The organism is Collimonas sp. OK607 (genome assembly GCF_900111995.1).
Lineage (GTDB): Bacteria > Pseudomonadota > Gammaproteobacteria > Burkholderiales > Burkholderiaceae_D > Collimonas.
In genome coordinates this window covers 132,427-157,327 of sequence record NZ_FOKF01000007.1, presented here as the reverse complement: position 1 = coordinate 157,327, position 24,901 = coordinate 132,427, and the positions used below count along the sequence as shown (strand labels likewise).

General features: G+C 57.6%; 24 protein-coding genes and 1 pseudogene. 11 read left to right on the top strand and 14 right to left on the bottom strand.

The window, feature by feature from the left end; genetic code table 11:
- Positions 1–314 (top strand): annotated as a pseudogene (locus BM029_RS07565) (IS4 family transposase); the annotation flags it as partial.
- A 425-nt stretch (positions 315–739) separates the two neighbouring features.
- Here BM029_RS07565 and BM029_RS07560 read toward each other — a convergent pair.
- Both BM029_RS07560 and wrbA read right to left on the bottom strand, forming a co-directional pair.
- Positions 740–1,183 (bottom strand): DUF2069 domain-containing protein, encoded by a 444-nt coding sequence (locus BM029_RS07560; RefSeq protein WP_244544951.1) that lies wholly within the window; start codon positions 1,181–1,183, stop codon positions 740–742.
- Positions 1,180–1,818 (bottom strand): NAD(P)H:quinone oxidoreductase, encoded by a 639-nt coding sequence (gene wrbA, locus BM029_RS07555; RefSeq protein ID WP_092434249.1) that lies wholly within the window; start codon positions 1,816–1,818, stop codon positions 1,180–1,182. The genes BM029_RS07560 and wrbA overlap by 4 nt, the downstream gene beginning before the upstream one ends.
- 98 nt (positions 1,819–1,916) lie before the next feature.
- Between wrbA and BM029_RS07550 the strand changes: the two genes are divergently transcribed.
- A complete protein-coding gene (locus BM029_RS07550; RefSeq protein ID WP_092434247.1) occupies positions 1,917–3,224 on the top strand; it encodes a YihY family inner membrane protein in 1,308 nt (435 codons plus the stop codon).
- Between the two features lie 186 nt (positions 3,225–3,410).
- Here the strand turns inward: BM029_RS07550 and BM029_RS07545 are convergent, their stop codons facing one another.
- Genes BM029_RS07545 through BM029_RS07535 form a run of 3 tightly spaced genes read right to left on the bottom strand, consistent with a single transcriptional unit; the run spans position 3,411 to position 5,959 of the window.
- Positions 3,411–3,728: an Mpo1-like protein gene (locus tag BM029_RS07545; protein ID WP_092434244.1), complete on the bottom strand. Its 318-nt coding sequence runs from the start codon at positions 3,726–3,728 to the stop codon at positions 3,411–3,413.
- A gap of 31 nt (positions 3,729–3,759) precedes the next feature.
- A complete protein-coding gene (locus tag BM029_RS07540; RefSeq protein WP_092434241.1) occupies positions 3,760–4,635 on the bottom strand; it encodes an alpha/beta fold hydrolase in 876 nt (291 codons plus the stop codon).
- Position 4,636: 1 nt separating this feature from the next.
- Positions 4,637–5,959 carry an O-acetylhomoserine aminocarboxypropyltransferase gene (locus tag BM029_RS07535; protein ID WP_092434238.1) on the bottom strand — a complete coding sequence of 441 codons (1,323 nt, stop codon included), beginning with the start codon at positions 5,957–5,959 and terminating at the stop codon, positions 4,637–4,639.
- 150 nt (positions 5,960–6,109) lie between these two features.
- Here BM029_RS07535 and BM029_RS07530 point away from each other — a divergent pair, with 150 nt between their 5' ends.
- The 7 genes from BM029_RS07530 to BM029_RS07500 all read left to right on the top strand — a co-directional run bounded on the left by BM029_RS07530 (position 6,110) and on the right by BM029_RS07500 (position 15,444).
- Positions 6,110–6,556, top strand: coding sequence for a CBS domain-containing protein (locus BM029_RS07530; RefSeq protein ID WP_092416296.1), 447 nt, complete (start codon positions 6,110–6,112; stop codon positions 6,554–6,556).
- Between the two features lie 145 nt (positions 6,557–6,701).
- Positions 6,702–8,588 carry an MFS transporter gene (locus BM029_RS07525; RefSeq protein WP_092434236.1) on the top strand — a complete coding sequence of 629 codons (1,887 nt, stop codon included), beginning with the start codon at positions 6,702–6,704 and terminating at the stop codon, positions 8,586–8,588.
- Between the two features lie 433 nt (positions 8,589–9,021).
- Complete coding sequence (gene aroC / locus BM029_RS07520) at positions 9,022–10,113, top strand: chorismate synthase (protein WP_092416298.1); 1,092 nt, start codon at positions 9,022–9,024, stop codon at positions 10,111–10,113.
- A 198-nt stretch (positions 10,114–10,311) separates the two neighbouring features.
- Entirely contained in the window at positions 10,312–10,896 is a 585-nt protein-coding gene (locus tag BM029_RS07515) for a DUF4126 domain-containing protein (protein ID WP_092434233.1), read from the top strand.
- Positions 10,896–13,397 (top strand): ABC transporter permease, encoded by a 2,502-nt coding sequence (locus BM029_RS07510; protein WP_092434291.1) that lies wholly within the window; start codon positions 10,896–10,898, stop codon positions 13,395–13,397. The genes BM029_RS07515 and BM029_RS07510 overlap by 1 nt, the downstream gene beginning before the upstream one ends.
- A gap of 139 nt (positions 13,398–13,536) precedes the next feature.
- A complete protein-coding gene (locus tag BM029_RS07505) occupies positions 13,537–13,908 on the top strand; it encodes a group II truncated hemoglobin (RefSeq protein WP_371329097.1) in 372 nt (123 codons plus the stop codon).
- A 63-nt stretch (positions 13,909–13,971) separates the two neighbouring features.
- Complete coding sequence (locus BM029_RS07500) at positions 13,972–15,444, top strand: DNA recombination protein RmuC (RefSeq protein WP_092434227.1); 1,473 nt, start codon at positions 13,972–13,974, stop codon at positions 15,442–15,444.
- 48 nt (positions 15,445–15,492) lie between these two features.
- Here the strand turns inward: BM029_RS07500 and BM029_RS07495 are convergent, their stop codons facing one another.
- The 7 genes from BM029_RS07495 to BM029_RS07465 form a co-directional block, all read right to left on the bottom strand.
- A complete protein-coding gene (locus tag BM029_RS07495; protein ID WP_092434224.1) occupies positions 15,493–16,314 on the bottom strand; it encodes a heme ABC transporter ATP-binding protein in 822 nt (273 codons plus the stop codon).
- An 18-nt stretch (positions 16,315–16,332) separates the two neighbouring features.
- Positions 16,333–17,439, bottom strand: coding sequence for a FecCD family ABC transporter permease (locus tag BM029_RS07490; RefSeq protein WP_092434221.1), 1,107 nt, complete (start codon positions 17,437–17,439; stop codon positions 16,333–16,335).
- A gap of 25 nt (positions 17,440–17,464) precedes the next feature.
- Entirely contained in the window at positions 17,465–18,310 is an 846-nt protein-coding gene (locus BM029_RS07485; protein ID WP_371329096.1) for a heme/hemin ABC transporter substrate-binding protein, read from the bottom strand.
- 59 nt (positions 18,311–18,369) lie between these two features.
- Positions 18,370–19,458, bottom strand: a complete 1,089-nt coding sequence (locus BM029_RS07480) for a hemin-degrading factor (protein WP_092434288.1) — start codon at positions 19,456–19,458, stop codon at positions 18,370–18,372.
- 39 nt (positions 19,459–19,497) lie between these two features.
- The gene (locus tag BM029_RS07475) at positions 19,498–21,723 is read right to left on the bottom strand and encodes a TonB-dependent hemoglobin/transferrin/lactoferrin family receptor (RefSeq protein ID WP_092434286.1); all 2,226 of its coding nucleotides are present in this window, start codon (positions 21,721–21,723) and stop codon (positions 19,498–19,500) included.
- 244 nt (positions 21,724–21,967) lie between these two features.
- Complete coding sequence (locus tag BM029_RS07470) at positions 21,968–22,279, bottom strand: HigA family addiction module antitoxin (RefSeq protein ID WP_092434214.1); 312 nt, start codon at positions 22,277–22,279, stop codon at positions 21,968–21,970.
- A 10-nt stretch (positions 22,280–22,289) separates the two neighbouring features.
- Positions 22,290–22,568: a type II toxin-antitoxin system RelE/ParE family toxin gene (locus BM029_RS07465; protein ID WP_092434211.1), complete on the bottom strand. Its 279-nt coding sequence runs from the start codon at positions 22,566–22,568 to the stop codon at positions 22,290–22,292.
- A gap of 265 nt (positions 22,569–22,833) precedes the next feature.
- On the opposite strand from BM029_RS07465, the gene BM029_RS07460 reads away from it, so the two are divergent.
- Positions 22,834–23,097 (top strand): hypothetical protein, encoded by a 264-nt coding sequence (locus BM029_RS07460; RefSeq protein ID WP_092434208.1) that lies wholly within the window; start codon positions 22,834–22,836, stop codon positions 23,095–23,097.
- A gap of 99 nt (positions 23,098–23,196) precedes the next feature.
- On the opposite strand, the gene BM029_RS07455 is transcribed toward BM029_RS07460, so the two are convergent.
- Positions 23,197–23,592: a VOC family protein gene (locus BM029_RS07455; RefSeq protein WP_092434205.1), complete on the bottom strand. Its 396-nt coding sequence runs from the start codon at positions 23,590–23,592 to the stop codon at positions 23,197–23,199.
- A 33-nt stretch (positions 23,593–23,625) separates the two neighbouring features.
- On the opposite strand from BM029_RS07455, the gene BM029_RS07450 reads away from it, so the two are divergent.
- Positions 23,626–24,045, top strand: a complete 420-nt coding sequence (locus BM029_RS07450) for a DUF1810 domain-containing protein (protein WP_092434283.1) — start codon at positions 23,626–23,628, stop codon at positions 24,043–24,045.
- A 37-nt stretch (positions 24,046–24,082) separates the two neighbouring features.
- Here BM029_RS07450 and BM029_RS07445 read toward each other — a convergent pair whose 3' ends face one another.
- Positions 24,083–24,892: an MBL fold metallo-hydrolase gene (locus tag BM029_RS07445; protein ID WP_371329093.1), complete on the bottom strand. Its 810-nt coding sequence runs from the start codon at positions 24,890–24,892 to the stop codon at positions 24,083–24,085.
- Positions 24,893–24,901: the final 9 nt, after the last annotated feature.

Sequence of the window (24,901 nt, the reverse complement as noted above, 5' to 3'; positions counted from 1 at the left end):
AGACCTTTCGTGACATCAAAAATGCCCAATTTGGATTGGGACTATCTCAGAGTCAAACGCGTGATCCACTGCGTTTTTCCATTCTGCTATTGATCGGAGCACTCGCCATGTATGCGCTCTGGATCATCGGATTAACCGCGCAACATCAGGGGTTCAAGATCCAATACGGTAGCCGGCACAAAGCCGAACAGACCTTGTCCATCCTCTCACTCGCACTGTGGTGGATGCGCGAAGCACCCCGACAGATCCCAATCTCGCAAATTAACCAGGCAATTCATACCCTGCGCTCTATGGCTATTCATGTTGTTATTTGAGGGGAAGGGTCAGGGTCAGAGTTTTTTTTTCGCGTCCTTTGCGAAAATTACTCTGACCCCTTTTAGTGGCCCACGGAGTACATGCCGTGGCATGCGACGAGGTTTCATCGTTACTTAAAACGGTAATTGCTCCGTGGATGCATGCCGGGGGTAGCCCGGCGGCTAGTCACTTTTCTTGCTTCGCCCCTCGTCGGGCACCAAGAAAAATAACCAAAAGAAGGCGACCGCAAAGCCACTGCCTTCCCTTCGGTCAGGTCCCCAAATGTGGCGCGTGCCAGTCGGGTGGAAAGACCAACTCGCTGCGCTCAAACATGTCTTCCCACAATTCCCGAGGCCACATTTGGCAGCGTCCCAATGCGGACTTCAACTTCAAAAGCCACTTCAAAAACAACCGCAACCGCAACCGCAACCCCGGTAATTTTTTACTATTGCGACGCCTTCTTGATCGCTTGCTTAGCTACTTCCTTAGCCGCCTTTTTATAAGGCCGCAAATAAAGAATCGTACACAAGAAAAAAATGCAGCTAAGAGCTGTTTCCACCCAGCCAAGCCTGCTGGACAAAAGATTGCTGTCGCTGGTGGCGCGTACTATGCCTTCGGTGAAATAGATCAGGATCAGCATCGAGGCCCATTGCATGGTGTAGACGTCGCGCTTCAATACGCCGCGTAGCGGAAATAGCAATGGAACTACTTTCAATACCATCCAGGAACCACCGGGCCGTAGCGGCGCCAGTGCCAGTTCCCAGGCCAGGCCGAGTGCGATCAGGGCTAGCAGGCTGCCTACTGCGCCGAAATAGAAGAAGCGTGGCTGGCGTGCTGCATGTGGCAGGGGGTGGGTCGATACGCCGGGTTTTAGTTTGGTGGTCATCATGCCCTCGCTGTGGTGCGCTTGGGATTTAACTTCAAGGTGGTTTCTGCCAGGCGCCGTCCTTGGGCGATCGCTAGTATGCGGCTCTCGGCAGAGATTGGATGCGTGCCGTTCATGCCGGACCAGTGGCTGGCGCCGTACGGCGTGCCGCCACTGGCGGTTGTCATTAATTCTGGCAGCGTGTAGGGTAGGCCCATCACCAGCATGCCATGGTGCAATAGGGGCGTCATCATCGATATCAACGTCGATTCCTGGCCGCCGTGCAAACTGCCGGTGGAGGTGAACACGCAGGCCGGCTTGCCGGCCAGGGTGCCGGCTAGCCAGTCGGTGCTGGTGCCGTCCCAGAAATACTTCATGGCGGAGGCCATGTTGCCGAAGCGGGTTGGCGATCCTAGCGCCAGGCCCTGGCATTCATGCAGATCCGCCAATTCGACATAGGGCGCACCTTCCGACGGGATATCGGGGGCGCTGGCTTCGGTTACGGTCGACACCGCCGGTACCGTGCGCAAACGTGCTTCGCAGCCGGCCACGGCGTCTATTCCCTGGCCTATCAATTCGGCCAGCTTGCGGGTCGAACCATGGCGGGAGTAGTACAAAACCAGAATTGGTGTATTAACGTTAATATTGGATGAGCTCATTTTGGTATTATAGGGCGCTTTAGCGTCGGTTCACGCTGCAAATACGCGTTGGATCGCGAAGCTCGGCGGCAACGCGGGCGGGCAAGATTAGGTAAAACATGAAGTCAATAAAATTTTCCGGATTACGCGGCTTGACCAGGTCGGAATTGCGCGATCTGTTTCGGTTCGCGGCGCGCCGCCTGGATGAGGAGCGCTTGCCGCAAGTGGCAGGCAGCCTGACCTTTACCTCGATTCTGGCACTGGTGCCGATGCTGACCATCGCGCTGGCGATCTTTACCGTTTTTCCATTGTTCGGCACTTTCCGCGCCTCGCTGGAACAGTATTTCGTGCAAAACCTGATGCCCCGTGGGTTCTCCGATACGATTCTCAATTCTCTCAATCAGTTTGCCAGTAAATCGGCCAAATTGTCAGCAGTCGGCGGCATCGCGCTGATCGTGACTTCGGTCTTGACGATGTCGACGGTCGACCATGTGTTCAACCGTATCTGGCGGGTCAAGACCCAACGCCCATGGATCCACCGGGTGCTGGTGTATTGGGCGATTATTACGCTGGGGCCGCTGCTGATCGGGATTTCGATCAGCGTCACTTCCAATATCTCGGCGGCTACCAATGGGCTGGTCATGAGCTGGGTCGGCAACTGGTTTTATACGCTGGTGTCGATTGCATTGACTACCGGTGCGTTTACCCTGCTGTATGTGGCGGTGCCGAATCAACGGGTGGACTGGCGCGATGCGGTGTGGGGCGGCTTGCTGGCCGGTATCGCATTTGAAATCGCCAAGCGTTTCTTTGCCGCCTATGTGATCAAGTTTCCGACCTATACCATGGTCTACGGCGCCTTGGCCGCCTTGCCGATTTTCTTGTTGTGGATCTACATGCTATGGATGATCACGCTGGTCGGCGCCTTGCTGGTGGCGGCGTTGCCGGTAGTGAAATATGAGCGCTGGTGGCATGTGCCGACCCCGGGCAGCGCTTTCGTCGACGCGATGGCGGTATTGGGCGTGCTGTATCAAGCCAGGACCGAGGGCAATTCAGCCGCCGTGGATGCGGCCCAGATACGGCGCGCAACCCGGCTGGGTTTCGATGAGTCGGAAAGCCTGCTGCAGCAAATGCTGGAGATCGGTTGGGTCGGCTGCGTGCAAACCGAGACGCCGGCCAGAAGCCAGTGGGGGCGTAAAGTGCGTGTCAGTGTCGATGGCTGGATTTTGCTGGCCAATCCGGAAGTGCTGCAATTGGCCGATATCTACCGTTTGTTCGTGTGTAACCTGATGGCGGACAAGGCGACCGGGTCAGCGTTGGCCTGGCAGGTTGAAGCGGCCATCGAACAAGGCCTGGAGCAGTCACTGGCCGCGTATTTTACCGAGGGCGGATTAAAACATCCGCAGCTTGAGAGTGCCGCCTTGTCCTAAGCCAGGGATCCAGAAATAGCTGATTTGCGGCAGATTTTTGTAAGTCGGGCGTGTGTAATTAATTACAAACCGGAGCTGTTTTGTGGGCATTCGATTGTTGTTTGTCGTAATGTCTAAATGTAAATTAATTGCTATTTTAAGGGATAAACGGTCCACATTGCTGTGAGCCGTTTTTTACATAATTAATTAAAAAGAAACCTGGCCGGTCAGCATCTGCCAATACATGACCCAATCGCCAAGTAAAGAGTAGAGCGGTTGTTTAAAGGTGGCGGGACGGTTCTTTTCGAACACGAAATGGCCGATCCAGGCAAAACCGTAACCGCACACCAGCGCCACCGGCAACCAGTACCAGGCGCCGGTCAGCACCAGCGCGACCAACGCCAGCAGAGCCAGTGTCGAGCCGGCGAAATGCAGCTGGCGGCAAGTGCGATTGCTGTGCTGGCTCAGGTAACTCGGATAAAACTCGGCAAACGTCTCGTATTTCTTTTCAAGTACGGTAGGCATGGCGTCTCCTCGAAGTTACTGTTCTTTAAGCTTAATCCCCCTTGATGGCAGCTGCAACCGCCGAGGAAGAGTGCAGCGCCGCCCTGGCAAACTTGAACAAATGATCCAGTACGGCATCCGGCTGTTCCGCCATCAATGCGTGGCCGCTGGCTTCGACCTGCACTACCTTGGCATGCTTGATCGCAGCAATCAGGCCGGCCGCGGCTTTGGCCGGTGTCATGACATCGCGTTGGCCGAGCAGGAACAGGGTAGGGCAAGTCACGGCTTGCGATGCCTGTTCGCCATTTGCATAGCCATTGCAAGCGGCAAAGTCGGTATAGAACACGGTCGGCTTGCTGTCGGACTGGCGGGCAATGCGCTGCATCAGGCGCTGGCTGGCTCCCTGTACGTAGAATCCCGGGCCGGGGGCCGAGGGTTTGGGCGAAATGGTCGAGTGCGACCAGATGTTCACCATGTCGATTGCGCTCTGTTGCGCATTATTTGCGGCATCTAGTAGCGCATCGGCGACTTTCATCGGATAGGCGGTGCCGACCAGTGCAATGCCGGCGATGCGTGTGGAGCTGGCCGCCCGACCGGCGCTTTCCAGTGCAATCAGCGAGCCCATGCTGTGTCCGATCAGGATCGCTTTGGTAACCCCGGCAGCATCCAGCAACGAATTCAGCCAGTCTGATAATTCTTCGATGGTGTCCAAGGCCGGGCCTTGGCTACGCCCATGCCCCGGCAGATCCACCGCCAGGACACCGAAGCCGTGATGGGCGAAATAGCGGGTTTGCAAGATCCAGACAGAATGGTCGTTTTGACCGCCGTGGATAAACACCGCAGTCGGCAAAGCCGGGTTGAAGGCTTTGCCGCCGGTATAACAATAAGTATCGTAATCTGTGCCGCGGAAGTGTGTTTTTAGTAACATCTCATTTTTCCTTCCGGTCGGCGCGTTGTGACATCTTCAGGCCGTAGGCCAGGTCCTCAATCAGATCCTCGACATTTTCCAGGCCTATCGACAGTCTTAAGGTGCCTTCGGTAATGCCCGAGGCCGCCAGTTGCTCGCTCGGAACCCGGAAGTGGGTGGTCGAAGCAGGATGGATGACCAGTGATTTGGCATCGCCGACATTAGCCAGGTGGGAGAATATCTTGAGCGATTCCACCAAGCGCCGGCCGGCGGCGCGATCGCCCTTGAGGTTGAACGAGAACACCGCGCCGCAGCCTTTTGGCAGCAGTGTCTTGCTCAGCGCATGGCCGGGATGCGAAGGCAATTCCGGATAGGCGACGGACTCCACCGCAGCGTGCGCCGCCAGGAATTCGACCACCTTGCGGGTATTGGCGACATGCTTTTCCATACGCAGCGCCAGCGTCTCGATGCCTTGCAGGATGGCGAAGGCATTGTGCGGGCTCATCACTGCGCCGAAATCGCGCAATCCTTCGCGGCGGGCGCGCAAGGAAAACGGTGCGACTGTCGATTCCTCCGAAAACACCATGCCGTGGAAACCTTCGTACGGCTCGCACAATTCGCTGAAGCGGCCGGTTTTTTCATACGCTTGCTGCCAATCGAAAGTGCCGCCGTCCACCAGCAGGCCACCTACTGCAGTGCCGTGGCCGCACAGGAACTTGGTGGCCGAGTGGAACACCAGGTCGGCGCCATGATCGAACGGGCGCAACAGGTACGGCGTGGTAAACGTGGCATCGACCATCAGCGGCAGATAATGCTCATGCGCCAGGGCCGCGATACGCGGGATATCCAGCACGTCCAGCCCCGGATTGCCGAGCGTCTCGCCGAACAATACTTTGGTATTCGGCCGGATCGCCGCGCGCCAGGCATCCAGGTCGCTCGGATCGACGAAGGTGGTTTCGATGCCGAAGCGTTTCAAGGTGTAGGACAGCAGGTTGTGCGAACCGCCATACAAGGCGCGCGACGCCACGATATGCGAGCCGGCGCCGGCGATGGTGGCCAGGCCCAGATGCATGGCCGCCTGGCCGCTGGCGACGGCAATCCCGGCCACGCCGCCTTCGAGCGCGGCGATGCGTTCTTCCAGCACAGCGTTGGTGGGATTGGAAATGCGCGAATACACATGGCCCGCGCGTTCCATATTGAACAGCGAGGCAGCGTGGTCGGAATCCTTGAAGACAAAGGCAGAGGTCAGGTAGATCGGTGTGGCGCGGGCGCCGGTGGCCGGATCGGGGACGCTGCCGGCGTGCAGCGACAGGGTGTCGAAGCCGGGGTAGTGGGGGGCGCTCATGGTGTTTGCTGTCTCCTTCTATTCTTGAAATATGAGAACTCGTTCTACTCGTGCTACGCTGCGCGGTAGATTTTTAGTCTGGCTTAAGCTACATTCTGGATATAAGTAAGCATAAAGTAAGCATAACTCAAGCAAAGGCAGGATGGCCCCATGAAAGTTTCTGAGATCCTCAAAGTCAAAGGCAATATTCTCTACACAGTGACGCCGGAAACGCCGTTGATCGACGCCGTCAATACGATGGCGGAAAAAGATATCGGTTCGCTGGTAGTGATGGAGTTCGGTACGCTGGTGGGGATGCTGACTTTCCGTGAAGTGATGAACGCGATCCACCAGAACGGCGGTGCGGTCGGCAGCAACACGGTGCGCAAGCATATGGACGACAGCCCGATCACCGTCACGCCCGATACGGAAGTCAATGAAGTGCGCCGCATCATGCTGGAGCGCCACGCACGTTATGTGCCGATCATGGATGCCCGTACCTTGCTGGGCGTGATGTCGTTCTATGACGTGGCCAAGGCGGTGCTGGATGCCCAGGGTTTTGAAAACAAGATGCTGAAAGCCTATATTCGCGACTGGCCGTCCAACGCCGACGAATAAGGTTTGTTAAAGCTTGTCAGGAACCGTTTGTGGCAGGGAGATGCCGCAAACGGTTTTTTTGCGTAATTGCGTAAGTTTTAAAAAAATATTAAAACAGTAATACATCCGTCGCTGCCAAGGCGCGCCCCTTCCCATTAGTCCACTTATGTCCAAATCCAGTCAATTTGCCCTGCTGCGCCAGCGACGCTTCGCTCCTTTCTTCTGGACCCAGTTCTTTGGCGCTTTCAACGACAACGTATTCAAGACCGCCTTGCTGACGATCCTGACTTACGAAGCGCTGAGCTGGACCAGCATGGATGTCAATCTGTTGAACAACCTGATTCCAGGTTTGTTCATTTTGCCGTTTGTGGTGTTTTCGGCGACCGCCGGCCAACTTGCCGACAAGTTCGAGAAATCGCGCCTGGCGCGTTATGTCAAGGTACTGGAAATTGTCATCATGGCGATCGCTGCCGTGGGTTGGATGACGCATAGCTTATGGCTGTTGGTTCTGGCGGTGGTGGGCATGGGTGTCCATTCGACGATTTTCGGGCCAGTCAAGTACGCCTATCTGCCGCAGCAACTGCGCCAGGATGAACTGGTCGGCGGTAACGGTATTATCGAGATGGGAACTTTCGTCGGCATCCTGCTGGGTGAAGTGCTGGGCGCGGTGCTGGTGGTGCATAAGCCGTGGGGTATCGAACTGGTGGCGGGCGGGACGTTGGCGATTGCGATCATCGGCTGGCTGTTCAGCCGCGGCATTCCGCTGACACCGGCCGCCGAACCCGCGTTGAAGATCAACTGGAATCCGATTACCGAAACGGTACGCAACCTGGGATTTTCCCGTAAGAACCGGCCGGTGTTCCTGGCCATGCTGGCCAATTCGTGGTTCTGGTTTTACGGTGCGATAGTACTGGCGCAGTTTCCGTTGTATGCGAAAAACTACCTGCATGGCGACCATAGCGTTTTTGTACTGTTGCTGACGGTATTCTCGCTTGGCGTCGGCACCGGTTCACTGCTGTGCGAACGCCTGTCGGGCCATAAGGTGGAAATCGGTCTGGTGCCGTTTGGCGCGATCGGCCTGTCGGTGTTTGGCCTCGACCTGTTTCTTGCCAGTTTGGGTTATACCAATACCACCATGGTCGACATGGCCGGTTTCGTGCAGCAGCATGGCAGCTGGCGGATCCTGTTCGACTGCGTGATGATCGGCTTGTTCGGCGGGTTGTATATCGTGCCGCTGTTCGCAGTGATCCAGACCCGTTGCGACCGCCGGCATCTGTCGCGCACGATTGCCGGCATGAATATCATGAACGCCTTGTTCATGGTGGCGGCGGCGCTGGTGGCGATGACGCTGTTGAGCTTCGGCTTCACGATTCCGCAGATTTTCCTGGTTACCGCGATTCTCAATGCCATCGTCGCGTTGTATATTTTCACGGTGGTGCCGGAATACCTGGTGCGTTTCGTGGCCTGGATAGTGATTCATACCATTCATCGGGTTCATACCGTGAACCGCGACCGTATCCCGGACGAAGGCGCTGCGGTGCTGGTGTGTAACCACGTCAGTTACGTCGATGCGATCGTGATTATGGCGGCTAGTCCGCGGCCCATCCGTTTTGTGATGGATCACCGGATTTTTAAAATTCCGGTGCTGGCCTGGCTGTTCAAAACCGCCAAGGCGATTCCGATTGCGCCAGCCAAGGAAAATCCGGAGCTGATGGAACGCGCTTTCGCGCAAATCGCCGCTGCGCTGGAAGATGGCGACCTGGTCTGCATTTTCCCGGAAGGTAAATTGACCAGCACCGGCGAAATGAACGAATTTCGCGGCGGTATCAAGAAAATCATCGACCGCACGCCAGTGCCGGTGATCCCGATGGCATTGAGTGGCTTGTGGGGCAGCATGTGGACCCGCAGCGCGGGCAATCCCTTCCAACGTTCGTTCAAGCGCGGTCCGCTATCGGCCTTGCAGCTGACGGTGGGCGAAGCGGTAGCACCGACTCAGGCGACGCCGGAATATTTGCAGCAGCAAGTGCAGACTTTGCGCGGCGCCTGGCAGTAAATTCCGCTGTCCCCATTCGGTTGCGAATCGACGGCATAGTGATGCGGCATGCTCAATATACGAGAGTCGACTTTCGCAGGTTTTATCACGAAACTTGACTCTGACCCTACATCACGGATTCGGAGAACTGCACTTCACTTGTCGCAGGTTTGTTTCTTTGTGTTTTATGACTACTGCTCCGTGGTCCACTAAGCGGGGTCAGAGTGAAGTTTCGGCGGTAAAACATACCGAAAGTTCACTCTGACCCCGGTTAGTTCGTGCTGCTCGTCGCATAGACCTTAAAAAAGTCATTCAAAAAGCGGACATTTCTATTTTTCTTTACGCCCATCCTTTATTTGGTGATAAAAAAGCAATGTTTGTGACGCCCGATTCACTATCACGGCGCCTGCGCTGGTAAAATCACATTTTTCAGCCCTTTTTTATCTGGATTATCATGCCCGGCAATACCTTCGGCAGTCTGTTTAGCGTCACCAATTTCGGCGAATCACATGGCCCGGCCATCGGCTGCATAGTCGACGGCTGCCCGCCGGGACTGGAATTGTCCGAAGCCGATATCCAACCCGACCTGGATCGCCGCAAGCCGGGTACTTCCCGCCACGTTACCCAGCGCCAGGAGCCGGACACGGTGGAAATCCTGTCCGGCGTCTATGAAGGCAAGACCACCGGCACCCCGATCATGCTGTTGATCCGCAACCAGGATCAGCGTAGCAAGGATTACGGCAATATCGTCGACACTTTCCGCCCCGGCCACGCCGATTTTACCTATTGGCAAAAGTACGGCATCCGCGATCCGCGCGGCGGCGGCCGTTCGTCGGCACGCCTGACGGCGCCCATGGTGGGTGCTGCGGCCATCGCCAAGAAGTGGCTGCTGCAGCAATACGGCACCACTTTCAAGGGCTGCATGAGCCAGTTGGGCGAAATCCCTGTCGCTTTCGAGTCCTGGGACCATGTACCGAATAACCCGTTTTTTGCCGCCAATGTAAGCCAGATCGCCGAACTTGAAGCATATATGGATGCGTTGCGCAAAGATGGCGATTCCTGCGGCGCCCGTATTGATGTCGTCGCCTCCAAGGTGCCGGTTGGCTTGGGCGAACCTTTGTACGACAAGCTGGATGCCGAAATCGGCTACGCCATGATGGGTATCAATGCTGTCAAAGGCGTGGAAATCGGCGCCGGGTTTGCCTCGGTGGCGCAAAAGGGATCGCAGCATGGCGATGAAATCACCCGCAACGGTTTCCTGACCAATAATGCAGGCGGCATCCTGGGCGGCATTTCGAGCGGCCAGGACATCACCGTGTCGATCGCCATCAAGCCGACATCCAGCATCCGCACGCCGCGGCAGTCGATCGACAAGCAGGGCAATCCGGCCACGGTCGAGACTTTCGGCCGTCATGATCCCTGCGTGGGAATCCGCGCGACACCGATTGCCGAGGCCATGCTGGCCCTGGTGCTGATGGATCATGCCCTGAGGCATCGTGCCCAATGCGGCGATGTGCAGGTTGCACCGCTGGTCGATTCCAAGTAATTCCCTGGCGCCGCCACAGTTTGGCGGCGACCATCCTCTTTTTCGTTATTTCCCGTGTGTTGTCGATTTGCAGGGTTGTCGAACTCCTGCGGCCGATTTTTGTCTGCTAGATAGCTAATCTTGCGCGCCTGATGCAGGTTTACGTTACGCTACCTGTAACACTGAAATCAGATTGAATCCGGAGAAAGAGGGGACATCATGATTGATACACTTTCCAGCGCTGCGCTGGCCGGTGGCTTATCGTGGGCCAGCGGCATCCGCCTGTATATGGCGCTGTTCATCGCCGGCTGGTTCGGCCGCCTCGGCTGGATCGATCTGCCACAGGCGCTGCAGATACTGGAATCTCCATGGGTGATCGGTGTTACCGGCTTGCTGGCAGCCATCGAGTTTTTGGTGGATAAGATTCCCGGACTTGATTCAGTCTGGGACGCGGTCCACACCTTTATCCGGATTCCGGCCGGCGCCATCCTCGCGGTAGCCGCCATGGGCCACATGGATCCGGCCTGGACCACGGTGGCGGCACTGATCGGCGGCACTTTTGCGCTAGGTGCGCACGCTACCAAGGCCGGCAGCCGGGCAATGATCAACACCACGCCGGAGCCTTTGAGCAACTGGGCCGCTTCGTTTTCCGAAGATGCGACTGTGCTCGGGGGTTTATGGGCGGCGTTTTTCCATCCCTGGCTGTTGTTTGCGTTTCTGTTCCTGTTTTTCCTGTTTGCGATCTGGCTACTGCCTAAGTTGTGGCGCGGATTACGTTGGGTATTTCAAAGGCTCGCCACATGATTTTTTTGCAGTCCTTACGCATGACCCAGCGCGACTGGCGCGCAGGTGAGTTACGTTTCTTGCTGATCGCTTTGATTGTGGCCGTTGCCTCCTTATCGGCAGTCGGCTTTTTTGTAGACCGGATGCGAGCCGGGATGAACCGCGATGCGCATCAGTTGCTGGGCGCCGACCTGCTTATTTCAGGCGATCAGCGCATTGCCCCCAACTGGCGCAAAGAGGCAGAACGCCGTCAACTGACCTTGGCTGACACGGTTGTATTTCCCAGCATGGCCATCGCCGGCGATGGCGACAGCGCCAGATCGCAGCTGGCTTCCCTGAAAGCGGTTAGCGCCGGTTACCCGCTACGCGGCACCTTGGTGGTCGCCGATAGCGTCGGCGGGACGGACGCCAAGACCCGGGAGATTCCTGCCGCAGGCACAGTCTGGCTGGATTCCAACATGCTGACCGCGCTGAACCTGGCGGTGGGCGATCCGCTCAAGCTCGGCGACCGTACTTTCAAGATCGCCAAAGTGCTGGTGGTCGAACCTGACCGTGGTAGCGGTTTCATCAATTTTGCACCGCGCGTGATGTTGTCGATGGCCGATCTGGCATCCACCAACCTGATCCAGGACGGCTCGCGGGTTACCTATCGTTTGCTGCTGGCCGGCGCCCCGCAACAGGTGCAGGATTTCCAGAAATGGGTAGAGAGCGATATCAGCCGCGAAAACCTCAAAGGCGTGCGCATCGAGGGCCTGGAAAACGGTCGTCCTGAAATGCGCGCGACACTGGATCGCGGCCAGCAATTCCTGTCGCTGGTCGGCTTGTTGTCAGCCTTGCTGGCGGCAGTTGCGGTAGCGATGGCAGCGCGCCGCTTCATGCTGCGTCACCTGGACGCCTGCGCCATGTTGCGCTGCCTGGGTTTGACGCAAAACCAGGTGACGCAATTGTATTTGCTGGAATTTCTGCTGATTGGCCTGGCCGGCAGCCTGATAGGCGTAGCGCTCGGTTTCGGCGCGCATTTCATGTTGCTCGATCTGCTGGGGAAATTTGTCGCCAGCGATTTGCCGAGCGCCAGCGTGATGCCTGCTTTGCAAGGTTTGATCACCGGCATGCTGCTGCTGATCGGCTTTGCCTTGCCGCCTATCCTGCAACTGCGCAATGTACCGCATAACCGCGTGATCCGGCGCGAGCAAGATGCGCCGCAAGCGCTGGTGCTGGCTACCTACGGGTTTGGTACGCTGACGTTCATCGGCTTGCTGTTGTGGCAGGCAGGCGATGTGAAACTGGGTTTGCTGACTGCGCTCGGGTTTTTGGGTGGCTTTGCCGTGTTCGCCTTGCTGGGCTGGCTGGCGCTGAAAGCCTCGCGCCATGTGCGTAGTCTGTCGCGTAATCCAAGCTGGCGCTTTGCGTTGACTGCTCTGCAGCGGCGGCCGGTGGCCACCATCGTGCAAATTGTCGCCTTGTCGCTGGGTTTGATGGCCTTGCTGCTGCTGACGGTCATCCGCGGCGATCTGGTCGGCGCCTGGCGCCAGGCGACGCCGGCTGACGCTCCTAACCGTTTTGTGATCAATATCCAGGATGACCAACGCGCCGAGATTACGCACCGCTTGCAAGCGATTGGTATCGCCCAGCCGCAGTTGTTCCCAATGATTCGCGGCCGCCTGACCCAGGTCAACGGCAAGCCGATCACCGCCGATACCTATCCCGAAGACAAGGCCAAGCGCCTGGTCGACCGCGAATTCAACCTGTCCACCATGAATCAGGTGCCGGCCCAGAACACGGTGAGCGCCGGCCGCTGGTTTGACGATACGCAAGCCGCCGCCTCGGTTGAAGAGGGCTTGGCGAAAACCTTGAACCTGAAGCTTGGCGATACGCTGCAGTTCGATATCGCCGGCCAGCTGGTGAGTGCGCCGATTACCAGTTTGCGCAAGCTGGAGTGGGGTTCGATGCGCGTCAATTTCTTTGTGATTCTCAATCCCAAGCTGATGGCCGATATGCCGCAAACCTGGATCACCGCATTCAATTTGCCGGATGCTCATGCCAATTTCAGCAATGAACTAACACGCGATTTCCCTAACCTGACGGTGGTTGATATCGGTAGCGTCATCAAGCAGATCCAGGGCGTGATTGATCAGGTTGTGGCGGCTGTTGAGTTCCTTTTCTTGTTTACGTTGTTGTCCGGTGCGTTGGTGCTGTATGCGGCACTTGTCGGATCGCAAGACGAACGGACCCGCGAAGCCGGCTTGCTGCGCGCGCTGGGTGCAACCCGCAAGCAATTGTCGCAATCGCAATGGATAGAATTCGGTTTGATCGGCAGTCTCGCCGGTTTCCTGGCGGCCAGCGGCGCCGCGGCGATCGGCTGGGCTCTGGCGCACTACGTATTCAACTTTACCTGGACCTTCAGCCCGCTGGTATGGCTGGCCGGTATGGCGATCGGTGCGATCTGCACGTTTGCCGGCGGCTGGGTCGGATTGCGGCATGTGTTGAATCAACCGCCTTTGCAAACCTTGCGCGAAGCTTGAGTTGCGCGATTTGATTCGACACCCTGTAACGTCATTTCGGGGATAATGCCGGCTTACGCTATTATTTTTCCCCATGACTACAGAAAACACCACTTCCGCCACCGAGCCGGCGGATCAGCAACAGGCCAGCCTCTACGACATGATAGGAGGCGCCGATAAGTTGCGCGAACTGGTCGACCGTTTTTACGACCTGATGGACCTGGAGCCGCAATTTTCGGTGATCCGGGCCTTGCATCCGACTACGCTGGATGGTTCGCGCGACAAATTTTACTGGTTTTTAAGCGGCTGGAGCGGCGGCCCCGATTTGTATATAGAACAATTCGGCCATCCGCGCCTGCGCGCCCGTCATTTACCGTATGCGATCGCCTCGCCGGAGCGCGACCAGTGGCTGCGCTGCATGGCGCTGGCGATGCAGGATGTCGGCATGGGGGAGCGGCTGCAGGAGCATTTGCTGACATCGTTCTTCCAGACCGCGGACTGGATGCGCAACAAAGCCGACGTCCACCCGTGATTTCGCTCTAGCCAACAGTCCAGCAATTTACAATTTCGCAGTTTTCAATCAATTCAGGAACACATGACATCATCAGAGTTGCTCATTTTGCTAGCCGTTGCCGCCGTTATCATCGTGCTGCAGATTATCGCCATCGTACGCAATTCACGCGGTACGGATCCGGCGCAGCAACTGCAGCAATTGCAGAGTGATTTGCAACGCCACCAACAAGATATCGGCGAGCGCCAGCAACGCGAACTGCGCAGCGAGGTGCAAACCAGCGCGCAAGGCATGCGCCAGGAGCTGGGCAGTAATTTCGGCCAGTTGCAGCAAACCCTGGCGGCGCAAATGACCAGCGTCGCGACTTTGCAAAACAACCAGATCGATACCTTTGCCCAGCAACTGGTCAAGCTCAACGAAACCAACGCCCAGCAGCTCGACAGTATGCGCCTGGCGATGAACCAGCAGGCGCAGACCAATCGCGAAGAACAGGCGCAGTCGCTCAAACGCTTCGGCGATACGCTGAACCAGACGTTGGCGGCACTCACCGAATCGAATGCGCAGCGGATGGCAGAAGTGCGCGCCACGCTAGAAGCCAAGATCAAGGATCTGCAAAACGACAATGGCTTGCGCCTCGAAGAAATGCGCAAGACCGTGGATGAGAAATTGCACGCAACGCTGGAGCAGCGCCTGGGCGAATCGTTCAAGATCGTCTCTGATCGCCTGGAAAAGGTGCATCAAGGGCTGGGCGAGATGCAGCAACTGGCCATCGGCGTCGGCGACCTCAAGCGCGTGCTGACCAACGTCAAGACGCGCGGTACCTGGGGTGAAGTCCAGCTTGAAATGCTGTTGGAGCAGGTGCTGACGCCGGAACAGTATGCCAAGAATGTGGAAACTGTCCCTGGCAGTGGCGAGCGAGTCGAGTTCGCCATCAAGCTGCCTGGCAATGACGATGGCGGCACGCCGGTGTGGATGCCGATCGACGCCAAATTCCCGAAAGAACAATACGAACGCCTGGCCGACGCTGCTGATCGCGCCGATGCCGAGGGTGTGGCGCTTGCTTCGCGCGAACTGGAGCGCGCGGTGCGCGGCGAAGCCAAGACGATTGCCGAGAAATACCTGTCACCGCCGCTGACCACCGATTTCGCCATCCTGTTCCTGCCGACCGAAGGCCTGTATGCCGAAGTCATGCGCCGCCCCGGTCTTGCCGATGAATTGCAGCGGGTGCACCGGATCAGCATTGCCGGGCCGTCTACCTTGTCGGCCTTGCTGAACAGCCTGCAGATGGGCTTCCGGACGCTGGCGCTGGAGAAACGTTCATCCGAAGTATGGCAAGTGCTGGGCGCGGTGAAGACCGAATTCGGCAAGTTCGGCGACGTGTTGGCCGCAACCAAATTGACGCTGGAACGTGCCGCCAAGAATATCGATCAGGCGGAAGTGCGCACCCGCCAGATGGCGCGCAAGCTGAAATCGGTGGAAGCGTTGCCGAGCGATGCAGCGCAGCGCCTGTTGGGTAAAGAGCCGGAGCCGGAATTGGCGCCCGACGACGAAAGCTGAAATAGCATCTTCGGCGTTGTCTTCTGGCAGGAGCCGCGCCGATCGATATCAGGCCATGCAAGGCATCGCAAACGGCGGCTTACCGGCTTGCCGGACTACGTCGACATCAATCCCCAGGCAAGTCCTGACGATATGCGGCGTCATGGTCAGTGCCGGCGTATCCTGCGCCAGCAGGGTGCCATCCGCCAGCCAGGCTAGCTGATCGGCATAGCGCGCCGCCAGGTTGGGGTCGTGCATGATAGCCAGTACGCCGATATTCCATTCTTTCGTCAAATGCCGCAAAGTGCTGAGAAAATGGTGCTGATGCGCCAGATCCAGTGCTGCTGTCGGTTCATCAAGCAGCAAATAGCGTGCGGCAGGCTGCGACTGACCATGCCCATGTTGTGGCCGCAATTGCGCCAGCACCCGGGCAAATTGCACCCGTGCCAACTCGCCGCCGGAGAGTGTGGTGACGTCGCGCTCTGCCAGTGTGGCGGCGCCGGCCAGCGCCAGCGCTTCCATGGCAATCAGGCGGTCATTCATGCTGCCACCGCCGCCATGCGGATAACGGCCCAGCAACGCGATTTCCATGGCCGTGAATGGAAAAGAAAATTGCACGCTTTGCGGCAAGACCGCGCGGGTAGTGGCCAGTTGCTGCGGCGTCAGTTGCGTAAGCGGAGTGCCGTTGAGCGTGATATGTCCGGTTAGTTGTGCTTCGCTATTTTGCAGCTTGCCATGGAACTCGCCGGACATGGCTTTCAGTAACGTACTTTTACCGGCGCCGTTGCGACCCAGCAGGGCGACAATTTCGCCCGGCCGGATATGCAGGCTGAGGTTGCGCAAGATGGTTTTACTGCCGCGCCGCATTGAGAGATCGCTTGCCATTAACATCGTGTTATTCCAGATTGGTTAGAGACCCAGTTGCCCGCGCCGACGCCACAGCAGCACCATGAAGAACGGCCCGCCTAGCAACGCAGTAAGGATACCCAAAGGCATTTCAGCCGGGGCTGCAACGGTGCGTGCGATCAGGTCTGCAGCCAAGGTCAGGATGGCGCCGAACAGCAACGCTCCGGGCAACACCACGCGCTGGTCCGGACCGCATGCCAGGCGGATGCAATGCGGCGCCACCAAGCCGATGAAACCGATAGTGCCGGTGCAAGCCACCAGTGCGCCGACGCACAGCGCGCTGGCAATCAGCACCTGGCGTTTGATGGCTTGTACCGGCACGCCCAGATGCATGGCTTCTGCTTCTCCCAGCAACATGGCATTCAGCGCCGCGGAATGGCGCGCCAGGGCGGCGATGCTGAATACCACCACCGGCGTCGCCACTGCCAGCAAGGACCACTGTGCACCGGCCAGGCTGCCGAGATTCCAGAAAGTGAGTGTGCGCAACTGGTCGTCGCTGGCGACGTAGATCAGCAGGCCGATGGCAGCGCCGACGATGGCGTTGATGGCGATCCCGGCCAGCAGTAGCAGAGGCAACGCCAGACGGCCGCGAGCAGCACCGATCCTATACACCAGCATTGCCACCGCCAGGGCGCCGATGAAGGCAGCCAGCATCGGCGCGTAAATGCCGACCATGCGCAATGCGTTCGGCCATAGAGTGGTGCCCAGCACGATGGTCAGTGCCGCCCCGAGCGCAGCGCCGCTGGAGACGCCGATCAGGCCCGGATCGGCCAGCGGATTGCGAAACAAGGCTTGCATGGCGCTGCCTGCAGCGCCGAAGCCGCAACCGACCAGGATCGCCAGCAGCACCCGCGGCAAGCGGATATCCATCAATACCGCACGGGTTTGCGTATCGTCCATGTCGAGTTGACTGCCAGGCCACAGCAGCAGCGGGATGCGCCAGGGATTGATTGGATAAGCGCCCAATGCGGCGCATAACAGCGTGGTGACGATCAATAGTACCAACAGGCCCGCCAGCACCATGCGTTGCCGGCTTTTGCGCGGCAACTCGGGGACAGGGGGTGTTGAGACTGCAGAACCGGGCAAGATGCTAGGAAATGAGGATGACATCGCAGCGTTGGTCAATGATCAATGGTCAGGAATACAGTTGGGTGGACAGCTGGCTCAGCGCTTGCGGCAGACGCGGACCGAACCCCAGCAGCAACAATGAATCCATATCGGCCACCACCCGCCGCGCTTTGGCTGCCGGCGTCAGGGAAATTCCGGGGCTGGCCAGCAAACGGTCGATGCCGCCTATCGCCGCCAGGCTTTCGCTGGCAATCAACAAGATGTCGGGAGCGCTGGCAACCGCGCTTTCGGCGGTCAGGGGTTTGTAACCTTTGAAACCCTTGCCATCTGAAGTTGCGTTGACCGCTCCGGCGTAACGGATCATGGCGTCGGCTGCTGTATCCCGGCCTGCAACCATGGCTTGCGTGCCGCTATTACTGAGGATGAACAGGACGCGCGGCGGCTTGGCCGGCCGTTGATTTTGAACCGCAACCAATGCGGTTTGCCATTCGCTGTCGAAGCGTTGCAGTAGTACTTTACCGCGTGGCGCCAAGTCCAGAGCGGAGGCCACACCGGTGATTTTCTCGCGTACGGTATTTACGTCATGCCGCTCGCCAAGCCGGATCACTCGCACTCCGGCTGCGGCAATCTGCTGCAGCGTGGCCGGTGGGCCGGCATCCGCAGACGCCAGTAACAGATCGGGATGCAGCGACAGCACGCCTTCAGCCGACAATGCGCGCTGGTAGCCCATCTTGGGTAACGCCAGCGCTGCGGCGGGATAGGTGCTGGTGGTATCGGCGCCAATCAGGACCGCGCCGGCATCCAGCGCATACACCACCTCGGTGATGGCGCCGCCGGCCACCACTACCCGGCGCGGCGCAGTGGCCGTTTCGGTCTTGACTGCAGCCAGACCGGGCAGGGCGCTTAACAGCATGCCGGCCGCGCCGCCGCTTAAGAGCAAGCGCCGTTGTGCATTGAGGTGCGGTTTCACGTTTACGCCTCCGCCATGTTTGCTGCAAGCGGCAAACTCAAGGCCGCTGCGCGCCATGCGGCGAGTTCCGGCTGCCCCGGTTTGCGTACGCCGAACAGCATCGCGATGGTATTGCCTTCATGGTCGAACAGTTCGAGCGAGGTGACTTCGCCGTCGCTGGTTGGCTTGCTCACTACCCAGCTCGAAGCAATCAAGTCTTCCCGCAGATGTAGATTGAAGCCCGGGTCCAGTATGTTTAGCCAGGGTCCCATTACCTTGACGTTGGCGACTGCGCCGGAGTGGATCTGGATCATGCCGCGGTTGGCGACGAAAACCATGATAGGCAACGTGTTGGCGGCAGCCTGTTCCAGGATGGTACGGGTAGCGCTGTTGTCGACCTGGCGTACAAACTGTGGCGGCGCCAGTCGCAGCGCCTGTGTCCGGCTGACGCCGAAACCGCGCAGCAAGCCGAAGAACTGATGCGTGTCGGTCATGCCTTTCCAGGCGGCGCGGAAGCCGTCGCCATCGATTTCTGAATCCGGGGTGTCAATGGCTGCCGGCGGCACAGGTTCGACCGTCATGCCAGGCTGTTGTTCAGGATCGCGCCAGCGCGCTACCAAAGCATCGAAGGCTTCGTGATCGCTGTGTTCGCGCAAGAACACCTTGTGTACTGCCTCGCCGTGCAGGTCGTAGAACTGCAGGCTTTTTTGCCATGTCTTTTCGGCACCGCGTGCGATCTCTTCAATCACCGCACAAGCGAAGCGCCATTGGCTGTAGAAAATCCGCAGGTCGATGGCTTCGCCGAGCGCCAGGCCGACCTGGCCGTTGTGGCTCATCTTTTGATAAGCGCCGTCCTTTTCATGTACGGCGCTGTCATTGCGGGTGAGCGCCATGACCGGGCCGAGCAGCGGCACTTCTTCAAACAATTCGACAAAACGCGGCAGCAGGCGGATTGTCTCGACGCCGACGCAGGCTGCAATGGCTTCGCCTTCGGTGACTCCGATCGCGGCGGCGGCATCGCGATTACGCAGCTTTTTCTCGCGTTTGATGTTTAAGAAATCATCGCGCAATTGTTGTTGATTCCGTTGCTTGTGCAGGTTAGCGGTAGACATGGTTTTCTCCTGGTCCGGGAATTGGGATTGATACGTGGATTAATACTGGAATTTCAAACCGACGTTAAAGCTGCGGCCGGGGGCGGTATAAGCATCTTTGACTGTCGAGTTGTCGGCCAGGCCGCGCACATCCGACCAGTTCCAGTATTGGCGATTGAAAAGGTTGTGGATGCCGGCGAACAGCGCAACGTTCTTGCTGATGTTGTAGCCGCCGCGCAGATCCATGACGAAGGCAGCCGGTGGTGCAAAGTCGCTCTGCTTGCTCATGTCGCTGCGGCGTTTGGCGCTTTGGTAGATGAAGTCTGTTTGTCCGTACCAGCGTTCGCCGGGCTCGTAGCGCAAGCCGAATACCGCCATGAAGGGATTGACGGTATCGAGCGGTGTGCTGCTGCCGTCGGCGCCTTCAGTGTGACCTTTGGTATAAGCCATGCCGGCCTTGAAGCCGAGGCCGTTAGCCAGTTGCCAGTCGATTCTCGCTTCAGCGCCGCTGATGCGGGCCTTGGCGCGATTGACGTACTGGTAGATGAGCGGATCGACGAACGGCCGGCCGCTGCCACTCACTACTTCTTGCGAGATGAAATTGTTGTAGTTGCCGGTGAAGACTGCCGTGCTGTAGCGCAGGACGCTGTTGCCGCCGTCCAGTTTGCCGCGCAAACCGAGTTCGAACGTGTTGCTGGTTTCCGGTTTCAGATCCGGATTGCCGATAGTGGCATAGCCGTAGATCGGATTGCCGAAACTGTTGTTGACCTGGTCCGGCGTCGGCGTGCGGAAACCGCGTGCGTACTGGATGTAGGGCAGCAACGCCGGGCTGATCTCATACATCAATGCCAGTCGCGGCGATACGGCGTTGCCGCTCGATTTGGTGGGCTTGCCGGTGTAGGACGGATCGTTCTCGTCCGGTGTCAGGCGATAGCCGTCGAAGCGCAGACCGGGCGTGATACTGAGCGCGCCGTTTTGCGACAACCGGATTTCGTCCTGAATGAAAGCGCCGAACAGCGAGTAATCGGTATTCGGGAAAGCCTTGTTGGGGAACGGCGATTCGCCGACGCCCGGAATAGTGCCATCGCGCAGTCCACTGATGCGTGTCGTGCTTAGGTCTAACCCATAAACCAGCTTGTGCTGCAGGCTACCGGTGGCGAAGCCGCTTTCGGCTTGCGCCGAAGCGCCGTAGGTGCGTTCCTGATAGGTGTTGTCGCGGGTGCGGTCAACGGCCGGGAATCGGTCTTCGTAGGAGAACTGGTGATTCTTGGCATCCTGATAGTAGATCTGCGCCTGGGCGTTCTGGAAATAGCGATTGCTGGCGTCCTTGAAATCGTAGGCCAGGCTGTAGCGATTGCGTTCGAGTTTATCGTTAGCGCGCAGTGCCAGCGTGCTGGCCGTAACCGCGGACAGCACGTTGGAGTCGGTTTTCTGTTCCTGGTGATTGATGGTGGCGGTGAAGGTGTCCTGGGCGCTGGCCTTGAATACCAGCTTGCCGAGCAGAGCGTTGCCATGGATGTTTTGCGGATTGGCGGTATCGCGGTTGGGGCCGACGATGTCGCGCGTGCCATTGGTGTCAACCTCATGGCCATCGCGCTTGTTGGCAATGATCAAACCCTCGAAACGTTCCCAGCCGAAAGCGGCGACGGCAGTGGTAGAAGTGCTGCCATCGGTAGAGTCGTAGCTGGGCTTGATCGAGAAGTAGGTCGGCTTGTTGAAAATCTTCAGGAAATCGGATGGATCCTTGGTGATGAAGTTGACGGCGCCGGTCAGGCCGTCGCTGCCGTACATGGCGGATGCCGGTCCGCGCAGGATTTCCACCCGCTTATACATATCCATCTGCACATAGTCGCCCCGTCCCGCTTCCAGCGGCCCGAACGAAAACGCGCTGGGCAGGCGCGTGCCGTCCTCCATCAGCAGGATCCGGTTGCCTTCCAGCCCGCGGATATTGATGCCTTCGTTACCGCCTCGGCCACCGGCCGTAGCCGCCGACGATGGCCGGTAAGGCCCGTGCCTGACCGTTACACCGGGTTCGTAGCGCAGCAGGTCCTTGACATCCCTGGGTTGCTGTTCTTCGATGGTGTCGGCATTGATCACAGAGATACTGCTGGGCGTGCGTGAGACCGCGGTCTCGCTGCGGGTCGCAGTCACCGATATTTCGTCGAGTGCGTGGCTGGTGGCATAGGTGCCAGCCAGCAGCTGTGGCGCGCTCTGGGCAAAAACTGGCGTCGATACGGCGATCGTGGCGAAGACGGCAAAGTTGGCGGCCGCAGGCAGTCCCGGCATCGCGATGCGGGTTGGATATAAATTGGGCAAAGCGTCGTGCTCCAAAACAGTCAAACTTGTTGAGTGGCTGGCGACGCTAGAGATGCGGCTGGCTGGAAAGAGAGAGGTATCTGAGGGTGGGCAATCTACATGAGTGTATTGCTCGGATTCTATTATAAATGAGAATTATTACTATTTACAAGTTAATAATCAAACAAATGTTGTTGTGTGCAGCGGGTTGGTAAATGGCGGCGCCGGGGACGTGCTAGACCGCTTCTGCCAGAGGCTGGACTTCCCTTGTGATCTTCGCCATGATTTCTTTTTCAGCAATTTTAAGATCGTAGGCTTGTTGTAGGTTTAGCCAGGACTGTGCGTCATTGCCAAAGAAGCGGGCAAGGCGTAATGCGGTATCCGCAGTTATGCCGCGCCGTTCGTGGACGATTTCACTGATGCGGGTAGCCGGGACGTGTAGCGCTATCGCGAGAGCATTTGCACTCATCGGGATTTGATTCAGATATTCCTCCCGCAGAATTTCTCCCGGGTGGATTGGCCGCATGCCATTTTTGATTTTGCTCATGATTTCATTCCTAATGATAGTCAACCATCTCAACGTTTTCCACTCCTTGGTCGGTCCAAACGAAGCAGATGCGCCATTGTTCATTCACTCGGATACTGTACTTGCCGGCGCGGTTCCCAACTAGCGCCTCTAAACGGTTACCGGGTGGTGAACGGAGAAAATTAAGTGTCACAGCACTGTCTAACTGCTGAAGCTTTCGTTCCGCAACATTGGCGATATTTGCGAATTTTGCAACTCGTTTGCCTTCAAACAAGGTTTGAGTATCGCCACAGCGAAAGCTAAGTATCATATTTGGGAGAGTATTACGTTAGGCGTTATACGTCAAACGTTATATTTTATAAATGGACGGAGGTAGCGCACTCTTGCCAGCGTGAACAAACTTCTGGCTAGTTACATCTGGTAGCAACTATGCATAATCGGAAACGGTGGAGCAATAGGCTCTAGCCTATACTACCGTCACAACAAGCTCTGCGTTCACGCATTTGCTTGCGATAAATAGAAAAACCGGAGTTCACCGAAGCTCGCTGAACAGAACCGAAAGGAAGGAGTTTCTTATGCGTACACTCATGATCCTGGCGGCGGTCGCCATGCTGGCCGGTTGCGCGACGGATGCTGAACGTGCCGCCCAGGCGCAGCGCGATGTCGACCAGATGATGCGCATCTACGGACCGGCTTGCGACAGAATGGGATATAAAAGCAATTCCAACGAATGGCGCAATTGCGTGCTGCGGCTGGACACAAAAGACAATACCGAGCGTTATCCGGCTACGACAACTTGCTTTGGGCACCCTGGCATAATCCAATGCACGTCGTTTTGACGCCAGCGCTTTCCTGACAATTAAAATTGTATTTTCCACAGGACATCAATACTTGAATTGATGTCCTGTTTTAACGTGACGACGGCGCGCAGCTAAGTCCTAAGCCGCTGCATCGTGACAGCAAACGCAAATCTTGTTGCCGTCGGCATCACGGAAATAGGCGCCGTAATAATCGGCATGATATTGGGGACGTAACCCGGGGACGCCTTCGCAGCGGCCGCCGTTTTTCAAAGCTGCTGCATGGGCATTGTCGACGGCAGTCCGGGTCGGGGCGAGCAGGGCGATCATCTGACCGTTGCCGACGGTTGCAATTTCTCCGTTGTAAGGCGAACCTATGATGAACAGGGGGCGCGCCTCGCCACTCGCCATCCAGGCCGCCCATGGTTTATCTGCATCGCAGAATTTCAACTGCAGGTCCAGGGTTTCCATGACCGCTGAATAAAACCGGAACGCGCGCTGAAAATCGGTGATGCCGACAAAGACATGAGAGATCAAGGGGTTTTTCCTTTCGATATGAGGGAGAAAGACGTGAACGATCAATACAATCTGCAACGCTTCGTGACGGCTCAACAGCCAGTCTTCGACATCGTACGTGAAGAACTAAGCGCGGGCCGAAAACGAAGCCATTGGATGTGGTTCATTTTCCCTCAGATCCAGGGATTGGGCCACAGCGAGATGGCATCCAGATATGCCATCTCCTCGCTTGAGGAAGCCAAGGCGTATCTGGCGCATCCGCTGCTTGGGTCGCGGCTGCTGGAGTGCAGCCGACTAGTCGAAGCGGTTGACGGGCGTTCGATAGACGATATATTCGGTTACCCGGACTACATGAAATTTCAATCTTCAATGACCTTGTTTGCCAAAGCAGCAACCGGCAATCAGGTTTTCAACGATTGCCTGCAAAAATATTTTGAAGGGGAGCCTGATGAATCCACGCTTGGTAAACTGTAATCGTCTGGCGGCTGCTTCAGATGAGGAAGCAGCCGACTCAGACCGTCAACTCCAGGGTTTCCCCATCCTCGGGTATGCGTAGCCGGTCCGCTACGCCTGCATGGGCGGCAGCGGCGGACAGCTCACTTCGGCTCACCGGACAATGACTGAGAGCCTCCAGGTGATTGGCGATTACCGTGCCTTTCAATGCCAACGTGAATTCGATGACTTCGCTGGTGCCCATGATGATTTCATGCCCGACGTCAAATCTGGCGCCGCCTGCCGGGACTACGCAAATATTCGGCTGATGGCGCGCAGCAAAATCGCGCACGGCAGGTGTCAGGAGGGTGTCGCCTGAAAGATAGAGGCTTGGCTCTCCGGGCATTTCGATAAAGTAGCCAACGCCGTGTTCCATCAGTAACCCGATCATGCCCCTGCCGTGGCTGCAGGGCACGGTTCTGACTTGACCACCCAGAAAGGCCTGCGGCTCCTGATGCCCCACCGGCAGTGGACAAACGTTCAGGTCGCGCTGACGCAGATAATCCGCATCGTGCGGCGTGCATATCACGGGAATTTGCCGGGTTCGCAGCCATTCTTTTCCCGCACGGTCGAGATGATCGAAGTGCCCCTTCTGGCAGTGGGTAATCAAGCAATGCGTCACCGAATCAAGCATGGCGTCGGCCACTACGGGTAGTTCAACGACGGGATTGCGTTGCCGCTGGTCGAGGAATTTTAGCGGTGGCAACGCATCTTTCGGCGCTAGCATCGGATCAACCAGGATCCGGTGGGTGCCAATTTCAAGCACGATCGTCGCATTACGGAGCTGCGTTATTTTCATGATGAGTCTTTCTTCATAGGGATGACTCATTGTGTGGCT

What these genes read in the sequence shown, in the direction of transcription:
- BM029_RS07560 (WP_244544951.1), bottom strand. Translation starts at nt 1,183, where the DNA reads ATGATGACCACCAAACTAAAACCCGGCGTATCGACCCACCCCCTGCCA.
- wrbA (WP_092434249.1), bottom strand. Translation starts at nt 1,818, where the DNA reads ATGAGCTCATCCAATATTAACGTTAATACACCAATTCTGGTTTTGTAC.
- BM029_RS07550 (WP_092434247.1), top strand. Translation starts at nt 1,917, where the DNA reads ATGAAGTCAATAAAATTTTCCGGATTACGCGGCTTGACCAGGTCGGAA.
- BM029_RS07545 (WP_092434244.1), bottom strand. Translation starts at nt 3,728, where the DNA reads ATGCCTACCGTACTTGAAAAGAAATACGAGACGTTTGCCGAGTTTTAT.
- BM029_RS07540 (WP_092434241.1), bottom strand. Translation starts at nt 4,635, where the DNA reads ATGTTACTAAAAACACACTTCCGCGGCACAGATTACGATACTTATTGT.
- BM029_RS07535 (WP_092434238.1), bottom strand. Translation starts at nt 5,959, where the DNA reads ATGAGCGCCCCCCACTACCCCGGCTTCGACACCCTGTCGCTGCACGCC.
- BM029_RS07530 (WP_092416296.1), top strand. Translation starts at nt 6,110, where the DNA reads ATGAAAGTTTCTGAGATCCTCAAAGTCAAAGGCAATATTCTCTACACA.
- BM029_RS07525 (WP_092434236.1), top strand. Translation starts at nt 6,702, where the DNA reads ATGTCCAAATCCAGTCAATTTGCCCTGCTGCGCCAGCGACGCTTCGCT.
- aroC (WP_092416298.1), top strand. Translation starts at nt 9,022, where the DNA reads ATGCCCGGCAATACCTTCGGCAGTCTGTTTAGCGTCACCAATTTCGGC.
- BM029_RS07515 (WP_092434233.1), top strand. Translation starts at nt 10,312, where the DNA reads ATGATTGATACACTTTCCAGCGCTGCGCTGGCCGGTGGCTTATCGTGG.
- BM029_RS07505 (WP_371329097.1), top strand. Translation starts at nt 13,537, where the DNA reads ATGATAGGAGGCGCCGATAAGTTGCGCGAACTGGTCGACCGTTTTTAC.
- BM029_RS07500 (WP_092434227.1), top strand. Translation starts at nt 13,972, where the DNA reads ATGACATCATCAGAGTTGCTCATTTTGCTAGCCGTTGCCGCCGTTATC.
- BM029_RS07495 (WP_092434224.1), bottom strand. Translation starts at nt 16,314, where the DNA reads ATGTTAATGGCAAGCGATCTCTCAATGCGGCGCGGCAGTAAAACCATC.
- BM029_RS07490 (WP_092434221.1), bottom strand. Translation starts at nt 17,439, where the DNA reads ATGTCATCCTCATTTCCTAGCATCTTGCCCGGTTCTGCAGTCTCAACA.
- BM029_RS07485 (WP_371329096.1), bottom strand. Translation starts at nt 18,310, where the DNA reads ATGCTGTTAAGCGCCCTGCCCGGTCTGGCTGCAGTCAAGACCGAAACG.
- BM029_RS07480 (WP_092434288.1), bottom strand. Translation starts at nt 19,458, where the DNA reads ATGTCTACCGCTAACCTGCACAAGCAACGGAATCAACAACAATTGCGC.
- BM029_RS07475 (WP_092434286.1), bottom strand. Translation starts at nt 21,723, where the DNA reads ATGCCGGGACTGCCTGCGGCCGCCAACTTTGCCGTCTTCGCCACGATC.
- BM029_RS07470 (WP_092434214.1), bottom strand. Translation starts at nt 22,279, where the DNA reads ATGAGCAAAATCAAAAATGGCATGCGGCCAATCCACCCGGGAGAAATT.
- BM029_RS07465 (WP_092434211.1), bottom strand. Translation starts at nt 22,568, where the DNA reads ATGATACTTAGCTTTCGCTGTGGCGATACTCAAACCTTGTTTGAAGGC.
- BM029_RS07460 (WP_092434208.1), top strand. Translation starts at nt 22,834, where the DNA reads ATGCGTACACTCATGATCCTGGCGGCGGTCGCCATGCTGGCCGGTTGC.
- BM029_RS07445 (WP_371329093.1), bottom strand. Translation starts at nt 24,892, where the DNA reads ATGAGTCATCCCTATGAAGAAAGACTCATCATGAAAATAACGCAGCTC.